Annotated in this window: 23 protein-coding genes and 1 rRNA gene; 11 read left to right on the top strand and 13 right to left on the bottom strand. The window is 42.5% G+C overall.

The genetic code is table 11. The features are described 5' to 3' along the window. Window positions 1–34: 34 nt before the first annotated feature. Together DYI25_RS13215 and DYI25_RS13210 are read right to left on the bottom strand one after the other, a co-directional pair. The gene (locus DYI25_RS13215; RefSeq protein ID WP_102264742.1) at window positions 35–229 is read right to left on the bottom strand and encodes a DUF951 domain-containing protein; all 195 of its coding nucleotides are present in this window, start codon (window positions 227–229) and stop codon (window positions 35–37) included. A gap of 17 nt (window positions 230–246) precedes the next feature. Further along, entirely contained in the window at window positions 247–1,155 is a 909-nt protein-coding gene (locus tag DYI25_RS13210) for a mechanosensitive ion channel family protein (protein WP_213369664.1), read from the bottom strand. 411 nt (window positions 1,156–1,566) lie between these two features. On the opposite strand from DYI25_RS13210, the gene yyaC reads away from it, so the two are divergent. After that, window positions 1,567–2,199 carry a spore protease YyaC gene (yyaC, locus tag DYI25_RS13205; RefSeq protein ID WP_213369662.1) on the top strand — a complete coding sequence of 211 codons (633 nt, stop codon included), beginning with the start codon at window positions 1,567–1,569 and terminating at the stop codon, window positions 2,197–2,199. Between the two features lie 39 nt (window positions 2,200–2,238). Here the strand turns inward: yyaC and DYI25_RS13200 are convergent, their stop codons facing one another. The 3 genes from DYI25_RS13200 to DYI25_RS13190 all read right to left on the bottom strand — a co-directional run bounded on the left by DYI25_RS13200 (window position 2,239) and on the right by DYI25_RS13190 (window position 4,802). Then, window positions 2,239–2,949, bottom strand: a complete 711-nt coding sequence (locus DYI25_RS13200) for a DUF554 domain-containing protein (protein WP_213369660.1) — start codon at window positions 2,947–2,949, stop codon at window positions 2,239–2,241. Between the two features lie 250 nt (window positions 2,950–3,199). After that, complete coding sequence (locus DYI25_RS13195) at window positions 3,200–4,048, bottom strand: ParB/RepB/Spo0J family partition protein (protein ID WP_213369658.1); 849 nt, start codon at window positions 4,046–4,048, stop codon at window positions 3,200–3,202. Beyond that, window positions 4,041–4,802 (bottom strand): ParA family protein, encoded by a 762-nt coding sequence (locus DYI25_RS13190; protein WP_102264747.1) that lies wholly within the window; start codon window positions 4,800–4,802, stop codon window positions 4,041–4,043. The genes DYI25_RS13195 and DYI25_RS13190 overlap by 8 nt, the downstream gene beginning before the upstream one ends. 85 nt (window positions 4,803–4,887) lie before the next feature. Between DYI25_RS13190 and DYI25_RS13185 the strand changes: the two genes are divergently transcribed. Continuing rightward, window positions 4,888–5,067: a hypothetical protein gene (locus DYI25_RS13185; protein WP_213369656.1), complete on the top strand. Its 180-nt coding sequence runs from the start codon at window positions 4,888–4,890 to the stop codon at window positions 5,065–5,067. A 332-nt stretch (window positions 5,068–5,399) separates the two neighbouring features. Here DYI25_RS13185 and noc read toward each other — a convergent pair whose 3' ends face one another. From noc to rpmH, 8 genes are all read right to left on the bottom strand, one after another. Then, window positions 5,400–6,293 carry a nucleoid occlusion protein gene (gene noc, locus DYI25_RS13180; protein WP_213371165.1) on the bottom strand — a complete coding sequence of 298 codons (894 nt, stop codon included), beginning with the start codon at window positions 6,291–6,293 and terminating at the stop codon, window positions 5,400–5,402. A gap of 200 nt (window positions 6,294–6,493) precedes the next feature. After that, window positions 6,494–7,210: a 16S rRNA (guanine(527)-N(7))-methyltransferase RsmG gene (gene rsmG / locus DYI25_RS13175; protein ID WP_213369654.1), complete on the bottom strand. Its 717-nt coding sequence runs from the start codon at window positions 7,208–7,210 to the stop codon at window positions 6,494–6,496. A 49-nt stretch (window positions 7,211–7,259) separates the two neighbouring features. Next, the gene (mnmG, locus tag DYI25_RS13170; RefSeq protein ID WP_213369652.1) at window positions 7,260–9,140 is read right to left on the bottom strand and encodes a tRNA uridine-5-carboxymethylaminomethyl(34) synthesis enzyme MnmG; all 1,881 of its coding nucleotides are present in this window, start codon (window positions 9,138–9,140) and stop codon (window positions 7,260–7,262) included. Between the two features lie 124 nt (window positions 9,141–9,264). After that, the gene (gene mnmE / locus DYI25_RS13165; protein ID WP_213369650.1) at window positions 9,265–10,650 is read right to left on the bottom strand and encodes a tRNA uridine-5-carboxymethylaminomethyl(34) synthesis GTPase MnmE; all 1,386 of its coding nucleotides are present in this window, start codon (window positions 10,648–10,650) and stop codon (window positions 9,265–9,267) included. Between the two features lie 604 nt (window positions 10,651–11,254). After that, on the bottom strand, window positions 11,255–11,875 hold the full coding sequence (jag, locus tag DYI25_RS13160) for an RNA-binding cell elongation regulator Jag/EloR (RefSeq protein ID WP_213369648.1): 621 nt from the start codon (window positions 11,873–11,875) through the stop codon (window positions 11,255–11,257). Then, a complete protein-coding gene (gene spoIIIJ / locus DYI25_RS13155; protein ID WP_213369646.1) occupies window positions 11,872–12,645 on the bottom strand; it encodes a YidC family membrane integrase SpoIIIJ in 774 nt (257 codons plus the stop codon). The genes jag and spoIIIJ overlap by 4 nt, the downstream gene beginning before the upstream one ends. Window positions 12,646–12,805: 160 nt before the next feature. Then, window positions 12,806–13,168 carry a ribonuclease P protein component gene (rnpA, locus tag DYI25_RS13150; protein WP_213369644.1) on the bottom strand — a complete coding sequence of 121 codons (363 nt, stop codon included), beginning with the start codon at window positions 13,166–13,168 and terminating at the stop codon, window positions 12,806–12,808. Between the two features lie 185 nt (window positions 13,169–13,353). Next, the gene (gene rpmH, locus DYI25_RS13145; protein WP_013059930.1) at window positions 13,354–13,488 is read right to left on the bottom strand and encodes a 50S ribosomal protein L34; all 135 of its coding nucleotides are present in this window, start codon (window positions 13,486–13,488) and stop codon (window positions 13,354–13,356) included. 865 nt (window positions 13,489–14,353) lie between these two features. On the opposite strand from rpmH, the gene dnaA reads away from it, so the two are divergent. From dnaA to DYI25_RS13100, 9 genes are all read left to right on the top strand, one after another. Beyond that, window positions 14,354–15,700, top strand: a complete 1,347-nt coding sequence (gene dnaA, locus DYI25_RS13140) for a chromosomal replication initiator protein DnaA (RefSeq protein ID WP_213369642.1) — start codon at window positions 14,354–14,356, stop codon at window positions 15,698–15,700. Between the two features lie 181 nt (window positions 15,701–15,881). Next, the gene (gene dnaN, locus DYI25_RS13135; RefSeq protein ID WP_213369640.1) at window positions 15,882–17,018 is read left to right on the top strand and encodes a DNA polymerase III subunit beta; all 1,137 of its coding nucleotides are present in this window, start codon (window positions 15,882–15,884) and stop codon (window positions 17,016–17,018) included. 272 nt (window positions 17,019–17,290) lie between these two features. Next, entirely contained in the window at window positions 17,291–17,506 is a 216-nt protein-coding gene (gene yaaA / locus DYI25_RS13130; protein WP_213369638.1) for a S4 domain-containing protein YaaA, read from the top strand. A gap of 19 nt (window positions 17,507–17,525) precedes the next feature. Beyond that, complete coding sequence (recF, locus tag DYI25_RS13125; RefSeq protein WP_213369636.1) at window positions 17,526–18,644, top strand: DNA replication/repair protein RecF; 1,119 nt, start codon at window positions 17,526–17,528, stop codon at window positions 18,642–18,644. Between the two features lie 10 nt (window positions 18,645–18,654). Continuing rightward, window positions 18,655–18,903 carry an extracellular matrix regulator RemB gene (gene remB, locus DYI25_RS13120; RefSeq protein WP_213369634.1) on the top strand — a complete coding sequence of 83 codons (249 nt, stop codon included), beginning with the start codon at window positions 18,655–18,657 and terminating at the stop codon, window positions 18,901–18,903. A gap of 130 nt (window positions 18,904–19,033) precedes the next feature. Next, the gene (gene gyrB, locus DYI25_RS13115) at window positions 19,034–20,941 is read left to right on the top strand and encodes a DNA topoisomerase (ATP-hydrolyzing) subunit B (protein WP_425374513.1); all 1,908 of its coding nucleotides are present in this window, start codon (window positions 19,034–19,036) and stop codon (window positions 20,939–20,941) included. 243 nt (window positions 20,942–21,184) lie between these two features. Further along, a complete protein-coding gene (gyrA, locus tag DYI25_RS13110) occupies window positions 21,185–23,737 on the top strand; it encodes a DNA gyrase subunit A (RefSeq protein ID WP_213369632.1) in 2,553 nt (850 codons plus the stop codon). A 93-nt stretch (window positions 23,738–23,830) separates the two neighbouring features. Further along, window positions 23,831–24,916: an HD-GYP domain-containing protein gene (locus tag DYI25_RS13105; protein WP_213369630.1), complete on the top strand. Its 1,086-nt coding sequence runs from the start codon at window positions 23,831–23,833 to the stop codon at window positions 24,914–24,916. Window positions 24,917–25,263: 347 nt separating this feature from the next. Next, window positions 25,264–25,348 (top strand): 16S ribosomal RNA (locus DYI25_RS13100); the annotation flags it as partial.

The raw sequence follows: 25,348 nt of genomic DNA, 5'->3' as shown, positions 1-25,348 counted from the left end.
GATAATACAATCATGATAAAAAAAGAAGCAGGGATTATTCTTCCTGCTTCGATAAAACTTTTTTAACTTTTCGCGTGAATTCTTTTCTTGGAATCAAGACACTGTGCTCGCAGCCTTCACACTTGATTCGGATATCCATGCCAAGACGGATGATTTTCCACTTGTTGGTGCCGCAAGGATGTGGTTTTTTCATTTCAACAACATCATTTAGTTGAAACTCGTGGTCCAATTTTAAAACCTCCTTGTTTATTTACCGAATTCTTTTTGCTCTCCGCCTTCCTGGCGAGAGTACATGACCATTCTTGGGAATGGAATCTCAACTCCATGCTCATCAAGGACACGCTTTATATCTTTGCGAAGCTGTCTGCCCATATACCAGTGTTTCATTGGAAGGGATTCCGCCACAATACGGAGTACAACCTCAGACGCCCCAAATTGCTGGACACCCAAAAGCTCAGGAGTCTTGACCAGTTCTGGGTACTTTTCTGTAGTTGTCTCCAAGTATTCCTGAAGCACTTTTTCTGCGTACTCAAGATCACCCTCGTATGCAATGCCAATGTCAAGGACAGCGACACTGTTAAAGAGTGAGAAATTGGTGACTTCTACAATGCTGCCATTAGGAAGGATATGGATTTCCCCTGTAAAGCTTTTAATCTTCGTCGTCCGCAGCCCAATTTCCTCCACAGTTCCTTCAAATTGTCCGATTCTTACATAATCGCCAACCGAAAATTGGTCTTCAAAAATAATGAAGAAACCAGTAATGATGTCCTTAACCAGGCTTTGCGCCCCAAAGCCGACTGCTAAACCGACGATCCCGGCACCAGCAAGCATCGCCTGTACATTGATGGTCAAAGCCGAAAGAATCATCATGATGGCAATAAAATAGACGACATACGTAAGGACATTTTCAAGCAACTTCATCAATGTCGCTTCACGTCGCTCCGTAATCCGTAGAGGCCCCCTCGTCCTAACCTTAAAGAAATTGCGGATCGCAATCTTTCCAATTCGGATGAGCAAGCCTGTGATAATCAAGATCGCAATGATTTTTAAAACACTTTCTCCAATTGCAAACCAAAGGGCATCATCCATTAGTTTTTGGCTAAATTTATTAAAAATCTCTTCTGTCCTAGTCAAACTTTCTTCTGTTTTACTCATATTTTCACCTACCTGAAAAATTCATGCTTACATTAGTGGCTCTGTATAACAGAGCCACATTATTAAACGTTATGTAACAAACTAGAAGGTTTCATACAAACACAATCATTTTAACAAGTTTTATAATGTAGTTAAAGAAGACTGTTTCTGAAATTTAAGGGCATAAGTAAATCTTAACAGTTACAGCATGCTCTCACTCTAAACCAACATATTATTATCCTAATATAAAATTATCATTTTCCGACAGAGACCAAACCATTATAATGCCTTCTGTAAAAAATAAGTACTTATTCCTCTAAAAAAGATTCACTGCTCCAAAAGACCCTGTTTAAATGTTTCTGTTTACAGGTATGTATAGATTACAAAAAAAGGCCGTATACTAATAGTACGAATTTTTAAGGAGTTGATCCAATGAATCTCAAAAACCATTTTTTCGAGCGGAGAAACAATGTGGCAAAAATCAACCATGAAGATGAGCTGGCTGCCGAAAAGCTGGCTTCTGAAATCCTGGACCATTTGCCTAATTTCAGCACACGCCCAATTGTTTTTGTCTGTATTGGAACTGACCGCTCTACCGGTGATTCATTGGGTCCGCTAATCGGAACACTGCTGCAGGAAAAGGAAGTTGCTCCTTACCATGTATATGGAACTCTCGATGATCCGATACATGCAGTGAATATGGATGCAAAACTGATCGAAATCAAAGAAAAGCATTTCAATCCTTTTATTATCGGCATAGACGCTTGCCTTGGCCGGCTAAAAAGCGTCGGCTCCATCCAGGTAGGAAATGGGCCAGTCAAGCCAGGCGCCGGGGTGAATAAGGAACTGCCTGAAGTCGGAAATATGCACATCACCGGCATCGTCAATGTCAGCGGATTCATGGAATTCTTTGTATTGCAAAATACAAGACTGAACCTCGTTTTGAAAATGGCAAAAACGATTGCAAACGGTATTTTCGAGAGCAGTCAGCAACTACCGAAGAAACAGGATTGGACTAAAATCAACTGGGATCTTGAAACCGAGCAGCCAACAGTAGCAGAATAAGATTCTAAAAAATGCCTGGAGGATCCAGGCATTTTTCTATTAAATCCCAATCATATAATGCGAGATCGTAACTAGAACACCAGTAACAAGAATACCTGGCAGAAGATTCGCAACCCTGATTTTTGTCAATCCAATCAGGTTCAAGCCGATGGCGAAAATCATGACGCCCCCGGTTGCAGTCAACTCAAGGATGAAGCTATCCATCAATGCCTGCGGAATAAACTTATCTATTTGTGTCGCAAACAGCGCGATCATTCCTTGATACAGCATGACTGGAATCGCGGAAAAAAGAACCCCAATACCTAGTGTGGTAGTCAGTATTAATGCCGTAAAGCCGTCAATGATTGCTTTTGTATAGAGGACGTCGTGGTCACCGCGGATTCCACTGTCCAGGGCACCGATAATGGCCATGGCGCCAATGACAAAAATTAGCGTCGCAGTCACAAACCCTTGCGAAATACTCCCTTCCCCTTTTGACCCAAGCTTTCTCTCAAGCCAGTCCCCAGCTGAATTAAGCTTATCCTCAAGCTTCCAAGCTTCACCAAGGACAGCACCAATCACTAAACTTAAAATAACAATCAGGAAATTAGCACTTTTAAAGCCCATTTGCAGGCCCAGCACCATTACAGCAAGCCCGATGCCATGCATGACTGTGGCTTTCATATTTTCAGGAATTCTCGTCAATAGCCTGCCCAGCAAGGTCCCGATGATAATCAGTAACCCATTTACAATGGTGCCAAGTAAAAACATATAGTTCACCCGTCTTCAGATTTTGTTATGAATAAGCTTATTTAAAAGCTGTATTCACATTGATTGTTGTTTTTCAAAATACCTTTGCATCCGCATACTGAAAGGCATCAGGGCTCTTTTCAAGGAAAAGTTGGAAATGAGATTCATCCAAACTCGAAAAAACCCAGATGCCAGTCTTTACTTTTGTTTCTGCAACCAACAAAGTAACCAAAAGAGCCTTTGTAAAAAAAGAAGCCATCAAATTGATAGCTTAGGAGTTTTGCTGATCTAATAGTTCCAGAATCCGTTCTAAATCATCTTTGGAGAAAAACTCTATTTCAATTTTCCCTTTATTTTTGGATTGTTTGATGTTTACGGTGGTGCCAAAGCGTTCACGAAGCGTTGTTTCACGTTCACGAATGAAAACATCTTTTGTTACTTTGTCTTTTTTTGTTTCACGTGGAACAACTTCGTTCATCTCTTGGATCAGCTGTTCAAGCTGGCGGACATTCATTCCATCTTTAATGATTTTATCGACCAGGATTGAAAGCTTGTCTTTCTTCCTTAATCCTAGAAGCGCGCGCCCGTGGCCCATTGAAATCTTACCATCAGAGATGAGTTGCTGAATTTTTGGAGGCAGCGACAGCAAACGGATATGGTTTGCCAAATGCGGTCTGCTTTTGCCCAGCCTTTTCGCTAATTCTTCTTGCGTGAGCTTCAGCTTTTCGATCAAAGTTTGATAGGCTATTCCTTCTTCAATCGGATTCAGGTCTTCACGCTGAAGATTTTCCAATACGGCAAGCTCCATCATTTGCTGTTCATTCAGCTCACGGACGACTGCCGGCACTGTTTCTAGCTTTGCTTCTTTCGCTGCCCGGAAACGCCTCTCACCAACTACTATTTCATAGCCTTTTATCGTTTTCCTGACAATGATCGGCTGCAGGATTCCATGTTCCAGGATTGAAAGCTTCAATTCCTCGATCGCTTCCGGCTGGAAAACTTTTCGTGGTTGATAAGGATTTGGCCTTATTTCTTTGATGCTTATTTCCTGGACCTTCTCTTCTTTTTCAGCTTCCATGTTAAAGAAAGCATTCAATCCTTTACCTAAGCCTTTAGCCATTTGCAACCACTTCCTTTGCAAGATCTAAATAAACTTCCGCCCCGCGGGACTTCGGGTCATAAATGATAATTGGCTCTCCATGGCTTGGAGCTTCACTTAGTCGCACATTCCTTGGAATGACAGTCTTGTAAACCTTATCCTGGAAGTACTTCTTCACTTCCTCAATGACTTGAAGACCTAGATTCGTACGTGCATCCAGCATGGTCAGCAGGACTCCCTCAATCTTCAGATCCTGATTCAAATGCTTCTGTACAAGGCGGACGGTATTTAGGAGCTGACTTAACCCTTCAAGTGCATAATACTCGCATTGGACAGGGATTATGACTGCATCTGAAGCCGTCAAAGCATTCAGTGTCAATAGACCAAGGGAAGGCGGACAGTCTATGATAATATAATCAAAACGATCCTTCACTTCCTCGAGAGCCCGCTTCAAACGAACCTCCCTTGAGATCGTGGGCACAAGCTCAATTTCCGCTCCAGCAAGCTGGATGGTCGCTGGAATTGTATATAGATTTTCTACAGCTGTTGGATGGATTACATTTTTAGCTTCAACATCATCAACAAGAACATCATAGATGCATTGCTCAACATCCGCTTTTTCAATCCCCACACCGCTCGTAGCGTTTCCTTGAGGATCCGTGTCGACAAGCAGCACTTTTTTTCCTATGTATGCCAGGCACGCACCGAGGTTCACTGAAGTAGTCGTCTTGCCGACTCCACCTTTTTGATTAGCAATCGCGATGATTTTTCCCACATTGTCACCTTCTTTCAAACCCGTAAAATAATTAGAAAAGCGCAAGCGCCTTGTTCAGCCCCGACAAGCACTGGAGGGCCTGACAGTGAAGTCGCTCTTTGACTTCATTGGCAGGACTGAAATCGATATGTATAGCCGACTGTCCAGAAACGCAGAAACTGGAGACTCCGACAAAGAAGCGCATTTTGCTTCTGCCGGCGGAGTTGAAGTTTCGGAGTTTCTAGGAGGCGAAACTAAACAAGCGACTCGAGCTGCTCAAAGCTAACGCTTCTCGCAAGATACTCGAGGAAGCACTAGCAGGGAAGAAAACTGGCTAGGCGCTGGAGCTGGACACTTATCGAAGTAGTAACATAAAAATTTCAAACTGAGATTTAGGCTTCCCCCGCCACCCATATAGAGAGTATGGGGATGCCGAAAAAAGCAATCATGTATTCTATTTTATCATGAATTCAGACAGTTGATAGAATTTTTATTCAAAAGAAAGAAAACGGTAATATGATTGTCTATTAAACAAAAAGCACCTTTCCCCGACTGCTGATTAGTTTAAAATTTGCCAACAAAAAAGTGGGGGACAGCCTGTCCCCCACTAGCAATCTATTATTTCTTCTTAGGTATGCGAATCGTGAATTGATAGAACTCTTCAAACTCTTCTTCTTCCGAATCGAGATTGATGCCGCTGTCGGAAACCATTGTCAGCGACTGGCGGATTGTATTGACCGCAATCCTCATGTCCTTGCTGAATGCCTTCCGCTTTGGCTTTGGTTTCTCTTCATTCTGACTCAAAAGCTTGACGACGCGTTCTTCCGTTTGTTTGACATTGAGGGATTTCTCAATGACCTCTGCCAATACCTGCACCTGCAACTGAGGATTTTTTAACGGGATTAACGAACGGGCGTGTCGCTCTGTAATCAATTTATTCAAAAGCGCATCCTGCACTTCCTGTGGAAGCTTAAGTAATCGCAACTTATTCGCAACTGTTGATTGACCTTTTCCCAATCTTTGCGCTAGGGCTTCCTGTGTCAGATTATGAATTTCCAGTAACTTTCCATATGCCATTGCTTCTTCAATCGGTGAAAGCTCCTCACGCTGGAGGTTCTCAATCAAAGCAACAGATGCCGTTTCGGAATCAGATAAATTTTTTACAATTGCAGGAACCTCTGCCCACTCAAGCTTTTTCATCGCTCGCCAGCGGCGTTCACCTGCGATAATCTCAAATCTATCCTGATCGTATTCACGTACGACGATTGGCTGGATTACTCCATGTATATGAATGGTACGGGCCAATTCTTCAATTTTTTCATCATCAAAAACAGTTCTTGGCTGGTATCTATTTGGAATAATATGGTCAATCGGAATCTTCTTTATTTCTTCATTTTCTATGTTGTCAATATCCTCAACGTTGTCAATATCCTCAACCGTCTGTTCTTCCACTTCGTTCCGTTCTTTTTCTTTTTCTCCAAGACCAAAAAAGCGCGAAAAAGAAGGCTTCATCACCCTACACCACCTTTATGAACTCCCTATTACATATTCTCTATAAAAATGACAAGTTCCTGCCTATAGACTCTATTATAAACTAAATTCATTATTCAATATAGGACAAAAAGCGTAAGCGTACATGGCCGGTTTACTGAATTTTATCAAATCGTGCAGCTTAGGTCTTTGACCAAAGTTGCTGCGAAGGATAGAAGCCTCTATTCAATCGGCGTTTTATTCGGAGTTCCCGGTTTTCTAGGGTACTTCTTAGGTGTTGGCTTTTGTTTATTAATGATTAAAATATTCCGTTCACTCTCTTCCACCGGCAAAGTGAATGAATGGGAGGATTCCAGCTTCCCGCCAAGAACCGTGATTGCTTTTTCACCAACCTGCAGTTCCTCCCCTGCCTGATTGCCCTTCATGGCGATGAATGTTCCGCCAACTTTCACTAGCGGAAGGCAAAGTTCACTTAGTACTGACATTCTTGCAACAGCCCTGGCCATAACAACTTCATACTTTTCACGATAGGCAGGATTTTGGCCGAATGTCTCAGCACGATCGTGGATGAATGTTGTTCCTTCTAGTCCCAATTCTTTCGAAAGCTGCTCCAAGAATGTTATTCGCTTATTTAAGGAATCGACTATCGTAACCTTGATTTCCGGGAATGCAATTTTAATCGGGATACTCGGGAAGCCGGCACCGGCACCAACGTCACACAAATTGAGCGGCTTATTAAAATCAAAATAAAATGCTGCAGAAACTGAATCATAGAAATGCTTCAAGTACACTTCAGGCTTTTCTGTTATCGCAGTCAAATTCATTTTTTCATTCCACTCGACGAGCATGTGGTAATACTTTTCATATTGTTCCATTTGCTTCTGGGAAAGCTCGATTCCCTTTTCAGCGAGTAAAGCTTTAAATTGATCTGTATTCATAAGCCAACCCTTTCTGTCCTTGCTGGTGGATTTATTGCAAAATTTATTTCTAGATTCGTGCAATACGCCCTTGTTCCAAATAAACGAGCAAGATTGAGATATCTGCAGGGTTCACACCTGAGATTCTCGATGCTTGCGCTAATGTTAACGGACGTACTTCTTTCAATTTTTGGCGAGCCTCAGTGGCCACTCCAGAAATTGCATCGTAATCAATATTTTCCGGAATTTTCTTGTCTTCCATCTTTTTCAGCCTTTCAACCTGCTGAAGTGATTTCTCAATATATCCCTCATATTTGATTTGAATTTCTGTCTGTTCTTCTGTTTCGAAATCAAGTTCGCCATCTGCAGGAACCAGCTGCTTAATATGCTGATATGAAACCTCAGGTCGCTTCAAAAGATCTGAAGCACGGATGCCATCCTTCAATTCGCTTCCGCCAAGCGAACGGATTAACTCTTGAACTTCCGCTGTCGGTTTAATGATGATCGATTGAAGGCGTTGTTTCTCCGCTTCGATTGCTTCTTTTTTCGCTAAAAACTTCTGGTAACGTTCTTCATTAATTAAGCCGATTTCGTGGCCTTTTTCAGTCAAGCGAAGGTCCGCATTATCGTGGCGCAAAAGCAGACGGTATTCCGCTCTTGATGTCAATAAACGGTATGGTTCATTTGTTCCTTTTGTCACGAGATCATCGATCAATACACCAATATAGGCATCAGCACGGCTCAGGATGACTTCTTCTTTGTCCAAAGCCCTTCTGCCGGCATTGATTCCAGCCATGATTCCCTGGCCGGCAGCCTCTTCATAGCCTGAAGTACCATTGATTTGGCCGGCAGTATATAGATTTTTGACTAGTTTCGTTTCTAATGTTGGCCAAAGCTGCGTCGGCACTACGGCATCATATTCAATCGCATAGCCCGCACGCATCATTTGGACCTTTTCAAGACCAGGTATGGTCTGAAGGATTTTATGCTGGACCTCTTCCGGTAAGCTCGTTGACAGTCCCTGTACATAAACCTCCTGAGTATTCCTTCCTTCCGGCTCCAGGAAGATCTGGTGGCGCGGCTTGTCATTGAAACGGACTACCTTATCCTCGATGGATGGACAGTAGCGCGGACCAGTACCCTTAATCATTCCTGAATACATCGGGGAACGGTGCAGATTGTCATCAATCAATTGGTGTGTTTGTTCATTTGTATACGTCAGCCAGCATGGAAGCTGGTCTGTGATGTATTTCGTCGTTTCATAGGAAAATGCTCGGTGAACATCATCACCAGGCTGAATTTCTGTTTTAGAATAATCAATCGTGTCGCTGTGCACACGCGGCGGAGTTCCCGTTTTAAAACGTACAAGATCAAAGCCAAGCTCCTCAAGATGTTCTGAAAGCTTGATTGAAGGCTGCTGATTATTCGGGCCGCTTGAATATTTCAATTCGCCAAGGATGATTTCCCCGCGCATATACGTACCTGTCGTGATCACGACTGTTTTTGCGCGATAAATGGCTCCCGTCTGGGTAATGACCCCTTTACATTCGCCGTCTTCAACAATCAGACGCTCAACCATTCCTTGCACCAATGTAAGGTTCTTTTCATTTTCCAGTGTCTTTTTCATCTCGTTCTGATAATCGAATTTATCAGCCTGGGCCCTTAACGCACGTACTGCAGGCCCCTTTCCTGTATTCAGCATCCTCATCTGGATGTATGTTTTATCTATATTGCGGCCCATTTCGCCGCCTAGTGCGTCTATTTCCCGTACAACAATTCCCTTTGCAGGTCCGCCGATTGACGGGTTGCACGGCATGAACGCAATCATATCAAGATTGATGGTAATCATCGCGGTTTTCGCGCCCATGCGTGCCGGCGCAAGGGCCGCCTCAACACCCGCATGTCCGGCACCAACAACAACCACATCAAAATTTCCGGCTTCATAACCCATCCTGCTGCCTCCTTTATGCTGCATTCAAATCTATAAGTAATAAGAATCTTTATAGTCCAAAAGTGCTACATCGCTATTTAGCTGTAGCATTATAGAAAGTTTTTCGAAAATAACTTCTTTATTTTTACTTCCCTAAACAGAACTGCGAGAATAACTGGTCAATCAAGCTTTCATGCACGCTTTCACCAATGATTTCACCAAGCAGCTCCCATGATCGAGTCAAATCAATCTGGACGATATCAATTGGCGTTCCCATTTCGACACCGTTGATCGCTTCTTCAATCGAATGGACAGCCTGATTAAGAAGTGCAATATGTCGGCTATTCGAAACATACGTAAGGTCTCCTGATTCAATTGCACCTGAGAAGAACAGGCTCGAAATTGCTTCTTCCAGCTGATCAACACCTTGGTCTTCCAGCAATGAAGTCGTTACCAGCGAATAATCTTTCGTAAGCTTCTTCACTTCATCCATATCTATTTTTTGTGGCAGGTCGGTTTTATTGACGATGACAATGACATCCATGCCTTCCACCGCTTTGAAAATGTTCCGATCCTCTTCCGAAAGCTCATCCGAATAGTTCAGAACGAGCAGGATCAAATCCGCTTCCTTCAAAACCTGGCGAGAGCGTTCAACCCCAATGCGTTCGACGATATCTTCCGTTTCCCGTATTCCCGCTGTATCAAGCAGTCTTAAAGGAACACCGCGAACATTCACATATTCTTCAATGACATCACGCGTTGTTCCTGGAATATCGGTGACAATCGCTTTATTTTCATGCACAAGGCTATTTAGCAAAGAAGATTTTCCGACATTCGGGCGGCCAACAATAACCGTTGACAGTCCTTCACGAAGGATTTTTCCCTGCTGTGAGGTTTGCAGAAGCTTTTCAAGCTCCCCTTTTACATACTTCGCCTTCTCCAAAAGCATGTTATGCGTCATTTCCTCCACATCATCATACTCCGGATAATCGATGTTCACTTCCACATGTGCAAGAATTTCAAGAATTTCCTGACGCAGCTTCTGGATCAGCTTTGAGAGGCGTCCCTCCATCTGACCAAGAGCCAGGTTCATCGCACGGTCCGTTTTCGCTCTGATCAAGTCGATGACTGCCTCAGCCTGGGAAAGGTCGATCCGTCCATTTAAAAAAGCCCGTTTTGTAAATTCCCCCGGCTCCGCCAGCCTTGCTCCCTGATTAAGAACAAGCTGGAGCACACGGTTTACAGAAACAAGACCCCCATGGCAATTGATTTCGACTACATCCTCTTTCGTGAACGTTTTCGGCCCTCTCATGACAGAGACCATTACTTCTTCCGCAACTTGTCCAGTTTTCGGATCGATCAGATGGCCGTAATGAATTGTATGCGAAGCTACCTCACTTAGCTTCTTGCTGCCAACACCTTTGAAAAGTCCATCAGCTATTTCGAAAGCCTGATCCCCGCTTAAACGGACAATCGCAATCGCTCCTTCACCCATCGGCGTAGAAATCGCCGCAATCGTATCAAATTCCATTTGCTCACCCCACATTTCCGCAAAAATTATTTATATCAAAAGATTAAAGTTTGTTTTCTACAAATTACTAGAATACCACATCACTTTAGTGAAAAAAAGAAAGGAATCCTTTCAACTCAGAATTTATCCACAACTCATTAAATAAACTTATTTAATTTTAACTTATCCACATGTGAATAACAATAAAACCAAATGAGGAAATAAATGATTTTTATTTAGACTGTGGAAAACTCAATTGGGATTTGAGCTAACTGTGGGACTGAATGTTGAATTGGAAGTTGATTGAACTGGAGAACTGGATGTTGAATTGGAAAAATGCATGATAATTTCCAAGTCGCCAATAAAAATTGATTTTCGCCAATAAACTGCTAATTATCGCCAATTAAACTAACTTTTCGCCAATAAATCTGTGAAATCCGCCATAAAATTATTTTTCGAACAAAAGATCCTCGCTGTGAGTCCTAAAAAATACTATAAATCAACCCTTCTGAAGCAATTATGAATCTCGACACTTCAAAAGATACGCAAAATCCTTCAAAAACAAGTAATAAAAGTGCACAAAAAAACCCGAACCATCGCCTGGTCCGGGTTTAATAAATCATTCTTACTTCGACGGCGCGATCACAATATGTCTGTGAGGTTCAGTGCCATCGGAATATGTTTTGATTTTCTTGTTTGACATCAATGCAGTATGAATCACTTTGCGTTCATACGAAGGCATAGGTTCAAGCGCGACGGTCTGGCCAGTTCTGACTGCTTTTTGCGCAAGGCGTTCGGCTAATTGCACGAGTGTATCATTCCTGCGCTGGCGATAGTCCTCTGCATCAAGCAAGACAGTTGCATACTGTTCAGAATAACGGTTCATCACGAGCTGGGTCAAAAATTGCAAGGAATTCAGCGTTTGTCCTCTTTTTCCGATCAGCAAAGCGATTTTCTCACCAGACATCGTAAAGAGTACTGTTTTCCCTTCCTTTTTCACATCAACTTCGATTGGAGCCCCCATTTGCGAGCCAACCGACTTCAAATAATTTACGGCTTCTTCAACAGCATCAATTTTTACTGTCACCTTGACGACAGCCGGTCGTGTACCGAAAAGTCCGAAAATCCCCTTTTTGCCTTCATCAATTACATCAATCTCTGTGCGGTCTTTGGTTGTCTTTAATTGAGCTAAAGCGGATTCTACTGCTTCGTCGACATTTTGTCCTGTAGCAGTTACCTGTTTCACTTTTTTGCTCCTCCCGCATTGCCGGCAGCCGCAGCTTTTAGATCCGGCCCTTTAATAAAGTAAGTTTGAACAATCATGAATAAGTTACCGACTACCCAGTATAATGAAAGTGCTGCTGGGAAGTTGATCGCGAATACAATAATCATGATTGGCATCAGCCACAGCATCATTGCCATCTGCGGGTTTGCTTCCTGGCCAGCCATCATCATTTTTTGCTGGATGAAAGTTGTAACACCTGCAACTAATGGCAGAATATAGTATGGATCCGGTGCACCAAGATCGAACCACAAGAAGTTATGCTCGGCGATCTCTCTCGTTCTTGAAATCGCATGGTAGAAACCAATCAGGATTGGCATCTGGACAATCAGCGGGAAACATCCTGCAAGCGGATTGACACCATGCTTCTGGAAAAGCGCCATTGTTTCCTGCTGGAGTTTCTGTTGGGTTTTTTGGTCTTTAGAGCTGTATTTCTCTTTTAACTTTGCCATTTCCGGCTGCAATGCCTGCATAGCCTTGGAGCTTTTCGTCTGTTTGATCATAAGCGGCAAAATTACCAGGCGGATCAGCAAAGTAACAGCGATTATAGATAATCCGAAATTCCCGCCAAGCCATTCGGCCATCTTGATGATTAACAAGGACAATGGATAAACGATATATTCATTCCAGAAACCCTTGCTTTCCTCAGTGATTGGCTGGTCATATTCCATGCAGCCTGTCAGCACGGTCATCACTAAAAGCAAGCCCATTATTAATAATATTCTTTTTTTCAAGCTTCATTTCCTCCTAACTTCCCGATACGTTCATTTATTTTCAAAGTTCGTCCAAAATTTATGTACATTTAGCCTTGTCAGCACAATGCAATCAAAAGTATTTTAACATCTTTTATAGGGAAGCGCTTTTAAAAATTGCATTTCAGCAAATTTTTTTGCCTCAATCATTATCTCCAGGTTTTGGCTTCTTCAAAACCTTTCCAACCTTCAAGACATGCTCAAGGCTTTTTTTCACTTCATGCATGTCCATTTCAGCAGTGGGCTTTCTGGCAATGATGATGTAGTCGTTCCCGTTATGGATCCGATCCTGCAGTTCATGAAATGATTGACGGATATATCTTTTGATTTGGTTGCGCATGACGGCATTGCCAATTTTTTTACTGACTGACAGTCCGATGCGGAAATTTTCCTGCTCCGGTTTTTTTAAAATATAGAGAACAAATTGCCGGTTCGCAACGGATCTTCCTTTTTTAAAAGCTTCTTGAAATTCTTTATTTTTTTTCACTCTGAAATCTTTTTTCATCTATAACACCTTCTATTCTCTATGGATCTGAATTTTCACCGGGATTCTTTTAATATGGCTGACAGAGGAATTTATTCTTTTCATTATAGCCAAAAATAAATCCCCCTAAAGCCATTTTGTCAGCATACAAAGCTCCCAAAATAGTATTGCCCAAAGAGAAAAAAGACCACTGACATTTCAGTGGCCTAAGCTGATAATACTTTTCTTCCTTTGCGACGACGGCGAGCAAGAACCTTACGGCCATTTGCACTGCTCATGCGGGCACGGAATCCGTGAACTTTGCTGTGTTTACGTTTATTTGGTTGATAAGTGCGTTTCATATATGTTACACCTCCCTGAGGAATAGCTGTTACAGACAGTCTTTGTAATTATAAAGATGGGCAGTGTAAATTGTCAAGTGCCTAATCAGAAATCGACGGCATTACCAAAATTTAAAATACAATTCTCCAACTGGGCTCTTCAATATATTATTTGTTAGCTTTTCGTAATTTGGTTCCAAACTATTCCTCAACATTTCGGATCCCTTTCGGAACTTTATGATCTATTTAAGAAATAAGAAATGCGTTTTTAAAGTTTAAAGAGAAGATATCTATTGAACCCAAAAAAATTTTTAGGAGAATATTTTCCACCATAAATAGAAATGTTAATCGATATATTTTATTGGTCATTTTTGCGTCATCTAACGCCCTGTGGACAAAAATCGACATGATTTTTATTATCCACAAGCCTTCCTGACAGCTTTTACACAATTCAAGTACCTGTGGACAATTAATCTCCACAGTGATAGTGTATTGTGGATAATGTATTAAAAAGCGTTGCGCCATGCTAGATTATCTGATATTATATTTGTGTTTTCACTCTTAATAATTCGATGACGAAAATATACTTATCCACAAAATGTGGATAAGCTGTGGATAGGTTATTCAGGCCTGTTGTAAAAGTTTGTCCACAGAAAGTGGATATTGTCGAAAAGCTTCCTTTCTTCCTTATTATATATTTTTCCACATTAATAGTTTCGTATATTTATTAATCCAGGGGTTGTACAACGTGTATAACCTTTGATTTTATGCTTTTCGAGTAGACTGTAAACCTGACTGACAAAAGATCTATAAGTAATTGTGAGTGCAAATGCAGCCAGATATAGAGAAAAAAGCGTAAAAACGACGAGAAAAGGAGGGATAATTGTTGGAGAACATTGCAGATCTCTGGAACAACGCTCTCGCTAAAATCGAGAAAAAGATCAGCAAGCCAAGTTTCGATACGTGGCTTAAATCAACAAAGGCACATTCCTTACAGGGTGATGTCCTTACGATTACAGCCCCGAATGAGTTTGCCCGTGACTGGCTGGAGGAACGTTATTCTCAGTTAATCAGCGGTATATTGTATGAAATCACTGGTGAAGAGCTTTCTGTAAAATTTATTATTCCCCAGAATCAGAACGAAGAAGATCTCGACATTCCATTGCCGCCAAAAAGAGTGAAGAGGGATGACGATATTCCTGATTTGCCTGTCAGCATGCTGAATCCAAAGTATACATTCGATACTTTTGTCATTGGTTCAGGTAACCGCTTCGCCCATGCGGCATCGCTTGCAGTTGCTGAAGCGCCGGCAAAAGCCTATAACCCTTTATTCATATATGGGGGCGTAGGACTTGGTAAAACCCACTTGATGCATGCAATTGGGCACTATGTCCAGGATCATAATCCGAATGCCAAAGTGGTTTATTTGTCATCTGAAAAATTCACGAATGAATTCATCAATTCAATCAGGGACAATAAAGCGGGAGATTTCCGCAATAAATACCGCAATGTCGATGTCCTGCTCATTGATGATATTCAGTTCCTGGCGGGAAAAGAACAAACCCAGGAGGAATTTTTCCATACATTCAATACATTGCATGAGGAAAGCAAGCAGATTGTCATCTCCAGTGACCGTCCGCCAAAAGAAATTCCAACACTTGAAGACAGGCTGAGATCCCGCTTTGAATGGGGTTTGATTACGGACATCACTCCCCCAGACCTCGAGACGAGGATAGCGATCCTCCGTAAAAAGGCAAAAGCTGAAGGCCTTGATATTCCGAATGAGGTTATGCTTTATATCGCGAACCAAATCGATTCCAACATCCGTGAGCTTGAAGGAGCTTTGATCCGTGTCGTCGCTTATTCTTCATTGATCAATAAGGATATCAATGCGGACCTGGCAGCCGAAGCGCTAAAGGATATTATCCCGAGCTCTAAACCAAAGGTAATCACGATTCTCGACATCCAGAGGGTTGTCGGACAGCATTTCAATGTGAAGCTAGAGGATTTTAAAGCGAAGAAAAGGACGAAATCCGTAGCATACCCTAGGCAAATAGCTATGTACTTATCAAGAGAGCTGACAGATTTCTCTCTGCCTAAGATTGGCGAAGAATTCGGAGGCCGAGACCATACGACGGTCATCCATGCACATGAAAAAATATCAAAAATGATTTCAGTAGATGCGAGCCTGCAAAAGCAGCTGAAAGATATAAATGAACAATTAAGGGTTTAGGAAAGTGTGAATAACTCTCCATTGGTTACGCACAGTCTGTCCACATGTGGATAGGCTGTGTTTCCTTTGAACAAACCCACTTATCCACAAATCCACAGGCCCTACTAGTACTTCTACTATTTTTTAAAACATATTAATATATGCTTTTATGATAAAAATATTCCTAAACGGAGGCTAAAAAATGAGATTTATTATCCAGCGCGATTCATTGCTCCAAAGCGTCCAAGACGTAATGAAGGCAGTGACAAGCAGAACAACAATCCCCATTTTGACAGGTATTAAAATTGTTGCTAATGAAGAGGGAGTAACTCTTACAGGCAGCGATTCTGATATTTCCATCGAATCTTTCATTCCTAAAGAAGAAGCTGGGGATGAGATCGTCGAAATCAAACAGCCAGGATCCATTGTTTTGCAGGCGCGTTTCTTTAGTGAAATCGTTAAAAAGCTTCCTACAGATTCAGTAGAAATCGAAGTTCATAACAATCTGCAGACCGTTATCCGTTCTGGTAAATCAGAATTTAACCTAAATGGCCTGGATGCTGAAGAATACCCACACCTTCCGCAAATTTCGGAAGAGCATGTATTCAAAATTCCTACAGACTTATTAAAAGGCTTAATCCGCCAGACGGTCTTTTCAGTGTCCACCTCAGAAACACGCCCAATCTTGACAGGTGTAAACTGGAAGGTTGAAAACAATGAATTAATCTGTATTGCAACAGATAGCCACAGGCTTGCATTGAGAAAAGCAAAACTCGAAGCAGATAACACTGGAAGCTATAATGTCGTCATCCCAGGGAAAAGCTTGACAGAATTGAGCAAAATCCTTGATGACAGCTCAGAATCTGTTGATATCGTCATTACAGAAAACCAGGTATTGTTTAAGGCAAAACATTTATTATTCTTTTCAAGGCTGCTTGAAGGAAACTATCCTGACACAGGAAGATTGATCCCATCTGAGAGCAAAACAGATGTAGTCGTTAACACGAAGGAATTCCTGCATGCGATTGATCGTGCATCCTTGCTTGCCAGAGAGGGAAGAAACAACGTCGTCAAGTTTTCCACAATCGAAGGCGGCGCAATCGAGGTTTCGTCAAACACTCCGGAAATCGGTACGGTTGTCGAAGAAATCCAAAGCCAATCAATCGATGGCGAGGAACTAAAAATTTCATTCAGCGCGAAGTACATGATGGATGCCCTAAAAGCATTGGAAGGAACAGAAATCCAGATCAGCTTTACAGGCGCAATGAGACCATTCGTCATCCGACCGCTTCACGACGACTCCATCCTGCAGCTAATCCTGCCGGTAAGAACGTACTAAGATCCATATTGCCACCAGTTTTAATGCTGGTGGTTTTTTTCATAAAAGGAAAAGGGGAAATCCATTTCAGAGTTGTCTAGCTTCAGCGCCTAGCCCCTCGAGACGTTTCGGTCCGCCCAATGAAGTCAAAGAGCGACTTCACTGGTCGGCCCTCCAACGCTTGTCGGGTCTGACCGAGGCGCTTGTGCTTTTCTAATAAGAAAATTTGTTTCTATGGAAAAAATTTAGTAAAATAAAGTATTAAGTCCTTTTGGAAGAAAAGGGTGAGACACGTGAATGAGGAAATAAAAATTGATACGGAATATATCACGCTAGGCCAGTTCCTGAAACTCGCTGATGTTATTCAATCGGGCGGAATGGCAAAGTGGTTTTTAAGTGAACATGATGTTTTTATCAATGGTGAACAAGATCAGCGAAGAGGAAGGAAGCTTCGTTCCGGAGACCAGATATCTATTCCTGGTTTTGGCGAGTTCAGCATAACGCAATAATCCAGAGGATGAACTGTTCATGTATATAGAGGAACTGCAATTAAGAAATTACCGCAATTACCAGGGATTAGAGGCGACCTTTGAAAATAAGGTCAATGTCATCCTTGGGGAAAATGCACAGGGGAAAACGAATGTCATGGAGTCCATCTACGTGCTGGCCATGGCAAAATCGCACCGTACCTCCAATGATAAAGATTTAATTCGCTGGGATGAGGAATATGCTAAAATAGAGGGACGGATTAAAAAAAGCAACGGATCATTGCCAATGCAGCTCGTCATATCGAAAAAAGGCAAGAAGGCTAAAGTCAATCATCTCGAACAGAGGAAGCTAAGTCAGTATGTCGGCAATATGAATGTCGTCATGTTTGCGCCTGAGGACCTTAATCTGGTAAAGGGGAGCCCTCAAGTAAGAAGGCGATTTGTCGATATGGAAATAGGACAGGTTTCGGCTATTTATTTGCATGATATCAGTCAGTACAATAAGATCCTGCAGCAACGGAACCATTACCTGAAACAGCTGCAGATCAAAAAGGCCAAAGATCATACAATGCTCGATATCCTGACTGAACAATTTATCCAGGCGGCTGCTAGGATCATTGTGAAGAGGTTTGAATTCCTGCATCTCCTTGAGCAATGGGCATTGCCGATCCATCAGGGGATTTCCAGAGGGCTTGAGGACTTGAAAATTGTCTATAAACCTTCCGCTGACGTATCAGAAGATGATGATTTGTCGAAAATGATAGCAGTGTATGAAGAGAAATTTGCTAAAATAAAGACAAGAGAAATTGACCGCGGCACCACCATGTTCGGTCCGCATCGGGATGACCTGCAATTTTTCGTGAATGGCCGTGATGTCCAGACATTCGGGTCGCAGGGACAGCAGCGGACGACGGCACTTTCGGTAAAATTGGCAGAAATCGAATTGATCAATTCAGAAATTGGGGAATATCCAATCCTGCTGCTTGATGATGTCCTGTCTGAGTTAGATGATTATCGCCAATCCCATTTATTGAATACCATCCAGGGCAAAGTACAAACATTCGTCACCACAACAAGTGTGGATGGGATCGACCATCAGACATTAAGGGAAGCAGCCACGTATAGCGTGAAAACCGGCGAAATGTCAAGAATCCAATGAGGTGGACTCGATGTATTTGCATGTTGGTGAAGAAGTCCTTGTAAGGACAAAAGATATTATAGCTATATTAGATATTGAAAGCGCCAGCTCTTCCCCGTTCATGGAAGAGTTCATAACGCGCCAGGACCAGCAGATTGTCCATTTGGCCAGAGGAACGGTCAAGTCAATCGTGGTAACAGGAAATCATATATATTATTCCCCACTTGCATCAGGAACATTAAAGAAACGCTCCCAAAAATTATCCGTACAGGAATTTTAATAGATCGGCCTGTTCGCAAAAAATGTCGAAAAACAACGATATATGCGAAAATAGCCAATAGATAAGTTTTATAAAAAGTTGAGTGAAAATGAAAGTGTAGGTGATCGATATGGCAATGGAGGAACAATCCATGCAAGGACAAGCGTATGATGAAAACCAGATACAAGTGCTTGAGGGCCTGGAAGCTGTACGCAAACGTCCAGGGATGTATATCGGATCAACGAGTGTAAAAGGCTTGCACCATCTTGTATGGGAAATCGTTGATAATAGTATAGATGAAGCACTCGCCGGCTTCTGTGACGAGATTAATGTCATCATCGAAGAGGACAACAGTATCACAGTTCAGGATAATGGCCGCGGTATCCCTGTCGGTATCCATGAAAAGATGGGAAGGCCAGCAGTTGAGGTCATCATGACGGTACTTCACGCCGGCGGTAAATTTGGCGGCGGAGGCTACAAGGTTTCCGGAGGTCTCCACGGTGTTGGTGCATCCGTTGTTAATGCCCTGTCTACTTATCTTGAAGTATTTGTTCACCGTGATGGCAAAGTCCATTATCAGAAATTTGAACGCGGTGCTGTCGGCGATCCCTTGAAAATCATTGGTGAAACTGACCGCACAGGAACGACTGTCCACTTTAAGCCAGACGGAGAAATTTTCACCGAGACTTTGGAATATGACTATGATACACTCGCAAACCGTCTGCGTGAGCTAGCCTTCTTGAACCGAGCAATCAAGATCACGATTGAGGATAAGCGAGGAGAAGGCAAAAACAATGAATATTATTACGAGGGCGGAATTAAGTCCTATGTTGAGCATTTAAACCGCACTAGAGAAGTCCTTCATGAAGAGCCAATCTATATCGAGGGTGAAAAAGAAGGAATTACTGTCGAGGTAGCACTTCAATACAATGACAGCTTCACAGGGAATATTTATTCATTCGCGAACAATATACACACTTATGAAGGCGGTACCCACGAATTCGGCTTCAAAACAGCTTTGACTCGTGTGATTAACGATTATGCCCGTAAACACGGAATCTTCAAGGAAAGCGATTCAAATCTTTCGGGAGATGACGTTCGTGAAGGTTTGACGGCAATCGTGTCGGTCAAGCATCCTGACCCTCAGTTCGAAGGCCAGACGAAAACAAAGCTCGGGAATTCAGAGGTCCGTACGGTAACTGACACACTCTTTTCCGACCACTTTGAAAAATTCATGCTTGAAAACCCGAATGTCGCAAGAAAGATTGTCGATAAAGGACTCATGGCAGCAAGAGCAAGGCTTGCGGCGAAAAAGGCCCGTGAGCTGACTAGAAGAAAGAGCGCGCTTGAAATTTCCAGCTTGCCGGGCAAACTGGCTGATTGCTCTTCAAAAGACCCGTCAATCAGTGAAATATATGTCGTTGAGGGTGACTCTGCGGGAGGATCAGCCAAGCAGGGCCGTGACCGCCATTTCCAGGCGATCCTGCCACTTCGCGGGAAAATCCTGAACGTTGAAAAATCACGTCTTGATAAAATTTTATCCAATAATGAGGTAAGAGCAATTATTACGGCGATCGGCACAGGAATCGGTGAAGACTTCGATCTTTCAAAAGCTCGTTACCAAAAAATCGTCATCATGACCGATGCCGATGTCGACGGTGCCCATATCAGAACTCTATTATTGACGTTCTTCTACCGATATATGAGAAAGATCCTTGAAGCAGGATACATTTATATTGCCCAGCCGCCTTTATACAAAATCCAGCAGGGGAAAAAAATCGAGTATGCTTATAATGACAAGCAGCTTGAACAGATTCTTGCGGAACTTCCGCAGCAGCCGAAGCCAGGCATTCAGCGCTATAAGGGTCTTGGTGAGATGAATCCTGAGCAGCTATGGGAGACAACGATGAATCCTGAAACAAGGACACTGCTCCAGGTAAGCCTCGAGGATGCAATCGAATCGGATGAAACGTTTGAAATCCTGATGGGTGATAAGGTAGAGCCTCGACGTAATTTCATCGAGCAAAATGCACTTTATGTAAAGAACCTGGATATTTAATAAGGCTCTTTTCGTAAGCTTCATTGCTTAGATGTGGAAACAGCCTTTAATATTATCTTCCCAGGATAGAAGGTATGGCCTCTATCCTGCTTTTTCTGAAATGGCCATAGTGTTAACCGGGGTGTACTGCCCCGACTTATTGGAATATTGGTATGTATTTTGACTATTAGATTAGTGTTTAGCAGCAGCGGCTGTCCCATAGTGGAGCCCTTGCGCTTTTCTACTAAAGGAGGTTTCTCTTAAATGGCTGAGACACCAAACTCTCGAGTGAAAGAGATTAATATTAGCCAGGAAATGCGTTCATCGTTCCTGGATTATGCCATGAGTGTTATCGTGGCACGTGCGCTTCCGGATGTCCGTGACGGCTTAAAGCCGGTACATAGAAGGATTTTGTACGCTATGCATGACCTTGGCATGCACTCAGATAAGGCCTACAAAAAGTCGGCGAGGATCGTCGGTGAAGTTATCGGTAAGTATCACCCGCACGGTGACTCTGCTGTATACGACACAATGGTCCGTATGGCACAGAATTTCAACTACCGTTATATGCTTGTTGATGGACATGGTAACTTTGGTTCTGTCGATGGAGACGCAGCAGCTGCGATGCGTTATACAGAAGCACGTATGTCGAAAATTTCAATGGAACTTTTGCGTGACATCAATAAAGATACAATTGACTATCAGGACAACTACGACGGTTCTGAAAGGGAACCAATTGTCATGCCATCAAGGTTCCCGAACCTGCTCGTCAACGGTACTTCTGGTATCGCTGTCGGAATGGCGACAAATATCCCTCCTCACCAGCTTGGCGAGGTTATAGATGGCGTGTTGGCAATCAGCAAGGATCCTGACATGACAATCATGGAATTGATGGAAATCATCACAGGACCTGACTTCCCGACAGCGGGATTGATATTAGGGCGCAGTGGCATCCGTAAAGCTTATGAGACTGGCCGCGGTTCGATTACTCTCCGTGCGAAGGTTGAAATCGAACAGAAATCAAATGGTAAGGAAGTCATCATCGTCAGAGAACTTCCTTACCAGGTTAACAAAGCCAAGCTGATTGAAAAAATCGCTGAATTAGTCCGCGATAAGAGGCTTGACGGCATTACAGACCTGCGTGATGAATCTGACCGTAAAGGTATGAGGATTGTCATTGAAGTTCGTAAGGATGCGAATGCCAATGTCCTTTTAAATAACCTTTATAAACAAACTGCATTGCAGACAAGCTTTGGTATCAACCTTCTTGCTTTAGTCGATGGACAGCCGAAGGTTCTGAACCTCAAGCAATGCCTGGAATACTATCTTGACCATCAGGTAGTCGTCATTAGACGTCGCACAGAGTTTGAACTTAGGAAGGCAGAAGCACGTGCCCACATTCTCGAAGGTCTGCGAATCGCTCTTGATAACCTTGATGCGGTCATTAGCCTGATCAGAAGCTCACGCACGACGGATATAGCAAGAGAAGGATTGATGACACAATTCAAGTTATCCGATAAGCAAGCACAGGCCATTCTTGATATGCGTCTACAGAGGCTTACAGGCTTGGAACGTGAAAAGATCGAAGAAGAATTCCAAAACCTTATGCAGCTGATTTCAGAATTAAAAGCGATCCTTGCTGATAATGAAAAAGTGCTTGAAATCATCCGCGAAGAACTTACAGAAATCAAAGAGCGCTTCAACGATGAGCGCCGTACGGAAATCGTATCGGGCGGATTAGAAATGATCGAGGATGAAGACTTGATTCCTCGCGAAAATATCGTCATCACCCTGACACATAACGGCTATGTTAAGCGCCTGCCTGTATCGACATACAGAGCACAGCGTCGCGGTGGCCGCGGTATTCAAGGTATGGGTACGAATGAAGACGATTTTGTAGAACATCTAATTACCACTTCAACGCACGATACCATCCTGTTCTTTACAAACAAGGGTAAAGTATACCGTTCGAAGGGGTACGAAATCCCAGAATTCAGCCGTACAGCGAAGGGAATCCCAATTATCAACCTATTGGAAATCGAGAAGGGTGAATGGGTCAACGCCATCATTCCAGTTGAGGAATTCGTCGATGACTGGTCCCTGTTCTTCACAACGAAAGAAGGGATTTCAAAACGTTCACCACTTTCATCGTTTGCGAATATCCGCAATAATGGTTTGATTGCCCTGAACCTGCGTGAAGGCGATGAATTGATCTCTGTCCGAATGACGGATGGCAGCAAAGAAATGATCATCGGCACGAAGAACGGCTTATTGATTCGTTTCCCTGAAACCGATGTTCGCTCTATGGGCCGTACTGCCACAGGAGTCAAGGGTATTACCTTGTCTGATGACGATGAGGTTGTCGGTATGGAAGTCCTTGAAGAAAGTGCTGAAATCCTCGTTGTAACGAAGAACGGATACGGCAAAAGAACACCTTCTGAAGAATACAGAAGGCAAGGGCGCGGCGGTAAAGGAATCAAGACATGTAACATCACCGATAAAAACGGCGACCTTGTGACGATGAAAGTCGTGACTGGTGAGGAAGACCTCATGCTGATCACAACAGGCGGTGTCTTAATCCGTATCCCCGTAAGCTCTATCTCAATGACAGGGCGTAATACGCAAGGGGTAAAATTAATCAGCCTGAACAAAGCAGAAAATGAATATGTTGCGACAGTGGCTAAAGTCGATAAGGAAGAAGAGAAGCCAGAAGACATCGAACCGGATGAAAATGCTGAAGCAACAGTTGATCCTGAAGAAGTTGGCAGTCAAGAAGCAGATATGAATGAAACACCAGCTGAAGAGGATAACGAATAAACTTTTTGAGAGGAACACAAAAATGTGTTCCTCTTTTTTGGTAAAATAAAGTAAAATAATTGTAAGAAAATTAAAATTCTGGGGTGGAAAGCCTTGCGCGTACTAGTAGACAACCTTAAAGAGGGCTGTATCCTTGTTGATGATGTGCTAAGTAAAACGAATAGACCCATCATGAACAAAAAAACAGTATTGTCAGAACATCTAATAGAAATCCTGAAAGTTTTTCTTGTTAAAGAAGTGGATGTTGAGAAAACGTTAGTGAATGGAATGCCTTTTCTTGCACCTTCGACCGTCAGTGACAAGAAAGCGGGTATGAAGTCTAATGAGGGTGGAGAAACTTTTATCGATTCTTTTTTACAGGCCAGGCAGAGCTTCAAGAAAGAGTTTATCTCCTGGCAATCAGGAATGCAGATAGATATTGCTAAATTGAGATCCATTATTGTCCCATTGATTGAGCAGGCAGACATGACTTCTTCGGATATATTCAATCTTCATCATTATTCAACCAAGACTGAATATTTATATGATCATCCATTGGCTGTAGGGATTATCAGTGCCTTCATCGCCAAAAAACTTAATTACAGCAAAGGGGAAATAACCCAGATTGCACTGGCTGGATGTTTATCGGATTGCGGAATGGCGAAGATCAGTCCAACACTTCTTAATAAAAATACAACTTTAACAATAGATGAATTTGATGAAATCAAAAAGCATCCTACATACAGCTATCAGATGGTAAAAAACAGTCCATTGCTGAAGGATTCTACAAAGATTGCGATTCTTCATCATCATGAAAGAATGGATGGCAGCGGCTACCCATTTGGCGAAAAGGCAAACAGGATCCACCCTTTCGCCAAGATCCTGGCCGTAGCTGATTCTTTCCATGCTATGACATCAGAAAGGATTTATAAGCCAAAACACTCTCCATTTAAAGTGCTCGAGATGATAAATGAGGAGCAATTTGGGGAATTCGACATTACCGCTCTGAAAGCATTGAGTTCTGCTATTATGAATTATTCGGTTGGCACAAAAATCCGCCTTTCAGATGGACAGGCAGCAGAAATCATTTTTGTAGAAGAAAAGAACCCGGCAAGGCCGTTGGTTAAATTGCTGGAGACAGACCATATCCTTGCTTTGGAAAAGAACAGGTACTTGCATATCGAGGAAATCATCCAGTAAGCTGGCTATCCATGCCGGCTTTTGTTTTTTCTTAAATAGAAGACCAGTCTAAAAACTATATTCTCTTGAGCAAGTGGCTAAAAAGTATTGCAATAAAATAATTTGCCTGATATAATCTTCAAAGTCAGTAACGAGACAACAATTTCAAATTAATAGTTTTGAAAAAAAGTTATTGACTTATACAGTTAGCAAATGTTATATTATTAAAGTCGCTTATGAGCGATGCAGCGAGAAATTGTTCTTTGAAAACTAAACAAACAAGCGTCAACAAACAATAAATTATCATGGCTTCTATTATAGAAGAACATGAGCCAACGTTTTAACTTTATGAGCTAACTCATAACTCTTTCTTGGAGAGTTTGATCCTGGCTCAGGACGAACGCTGGCGGCGTGCCTAATACATGCAAGTCGAGCGGATCTTCATTAGCTTGC

This window comes from Mesobacillus boroniphilus (assembly GCF_018424685.1).
GTDB classification, from domain to species: Bacteria; Bacillota; Bacilli; order Bacillales; family Cytobacillaceae; genus Mesobacillus; species Mesobacillus boroniphilus_A.
This window is presented reverse-complemented; position numbering and strand designations above follow the sequence as displayed.

Coding starts and splice junctions, on each gene's coding strand:
- rpmH (WP_013059930.1), bottom strand. CDS start 13,488: ATGAAACGCACTTATCAACCAAATAAACGTAAACACAGCAAAGTTCAC.
- rnpA (WP_213369644.1), bottom strand. CDS start 13,168: ATGAAAAAAGATTTCAGAGTGAAAAAAAATAAAGAATTTCAAGAAGCT.
- DYI25_RS13210 (WP_213369664.1), bottom strand. CDS start 1,155: ATGAGTAAAACAGAAGAAAGTTTGACTAGGACAGAAGAGATTTTTAAT.
- gyrA (WP_213369632.1), top strand. CDS start 21,185: ATGGCTGAGACACCAAACTCTCGAGTGAAAGAGATTAATATTAGCCAG.
- DYI25_RS13200 (WP_213369660.1), bottom strand. CDS start 2,949: ATGTTTTTACTTGGCACCATTGTAAATGGGTTACTGATTATCATCGGG.
- gyrB (WP_425374513.1), top strand. CDS start 19,034: ATGCAAGGACAAGCGTATGATGAAAACCAGATACAAGTGCTTGAGGGC.
- yyaC (WP_213369662.1), top strand. CDS start 1,567: ATGAATCTCAAAAACCATTTTTTCGAGCGGAGAAACAATGTGGCAAAA.
- mnmG (WP_213369652.1), bottom strand. CDS start 9,140: ATGGGTTATGAAGCCGGAAATTTTGATGTGGTTGTTGTTGGTGCCGGA.
- mnmE (WP_213369650.1), bottom strand. CDS start 10,650: ATGGAATTTGATACGATTGCGGCGATTTCTACGCCGATGGGTGAAGGA.
- dnaN (WP_213369640.1), top strand. CDS start 15,882: ATGAGATTTATTATCCAGCGCGATTCATTGCTCCAAAGCGTCCAAGAC.
- recF (WP_213369636.1), top strand. CDS start 17,526: ATGTATATAGAGGAACTGCAATTAAGAAATTACCGCAATTACCAGGGA.
- noc (WP_213371165.1), bottom strand. CDS start 6,293: ATGAAGCCTTCTTTTTCGCGCTTTTTTGGTCTTGGAGAAAAAGAAAAA.
- rsmG (WP_213369654.1), bottom strand. CDS start 7,210: ATGAATACAGATCAATTTAAAGCTTTACTCGCTGAAAAGGGAATCGAG.
- remB (WP_213369634.1), top strand. CDS start 18,655: ATGTATTTGCATGTTGGTGAAGAAGTCCTTGTAAGGACAAAAGATATT.
- DYI25_RS13195 (WP_213369658.1), bottom strand. CDS start 4,048: ATGGCTAAAGGCTTAGGTAAAGGATTGAATGCTTTCTTTAACATGGAA.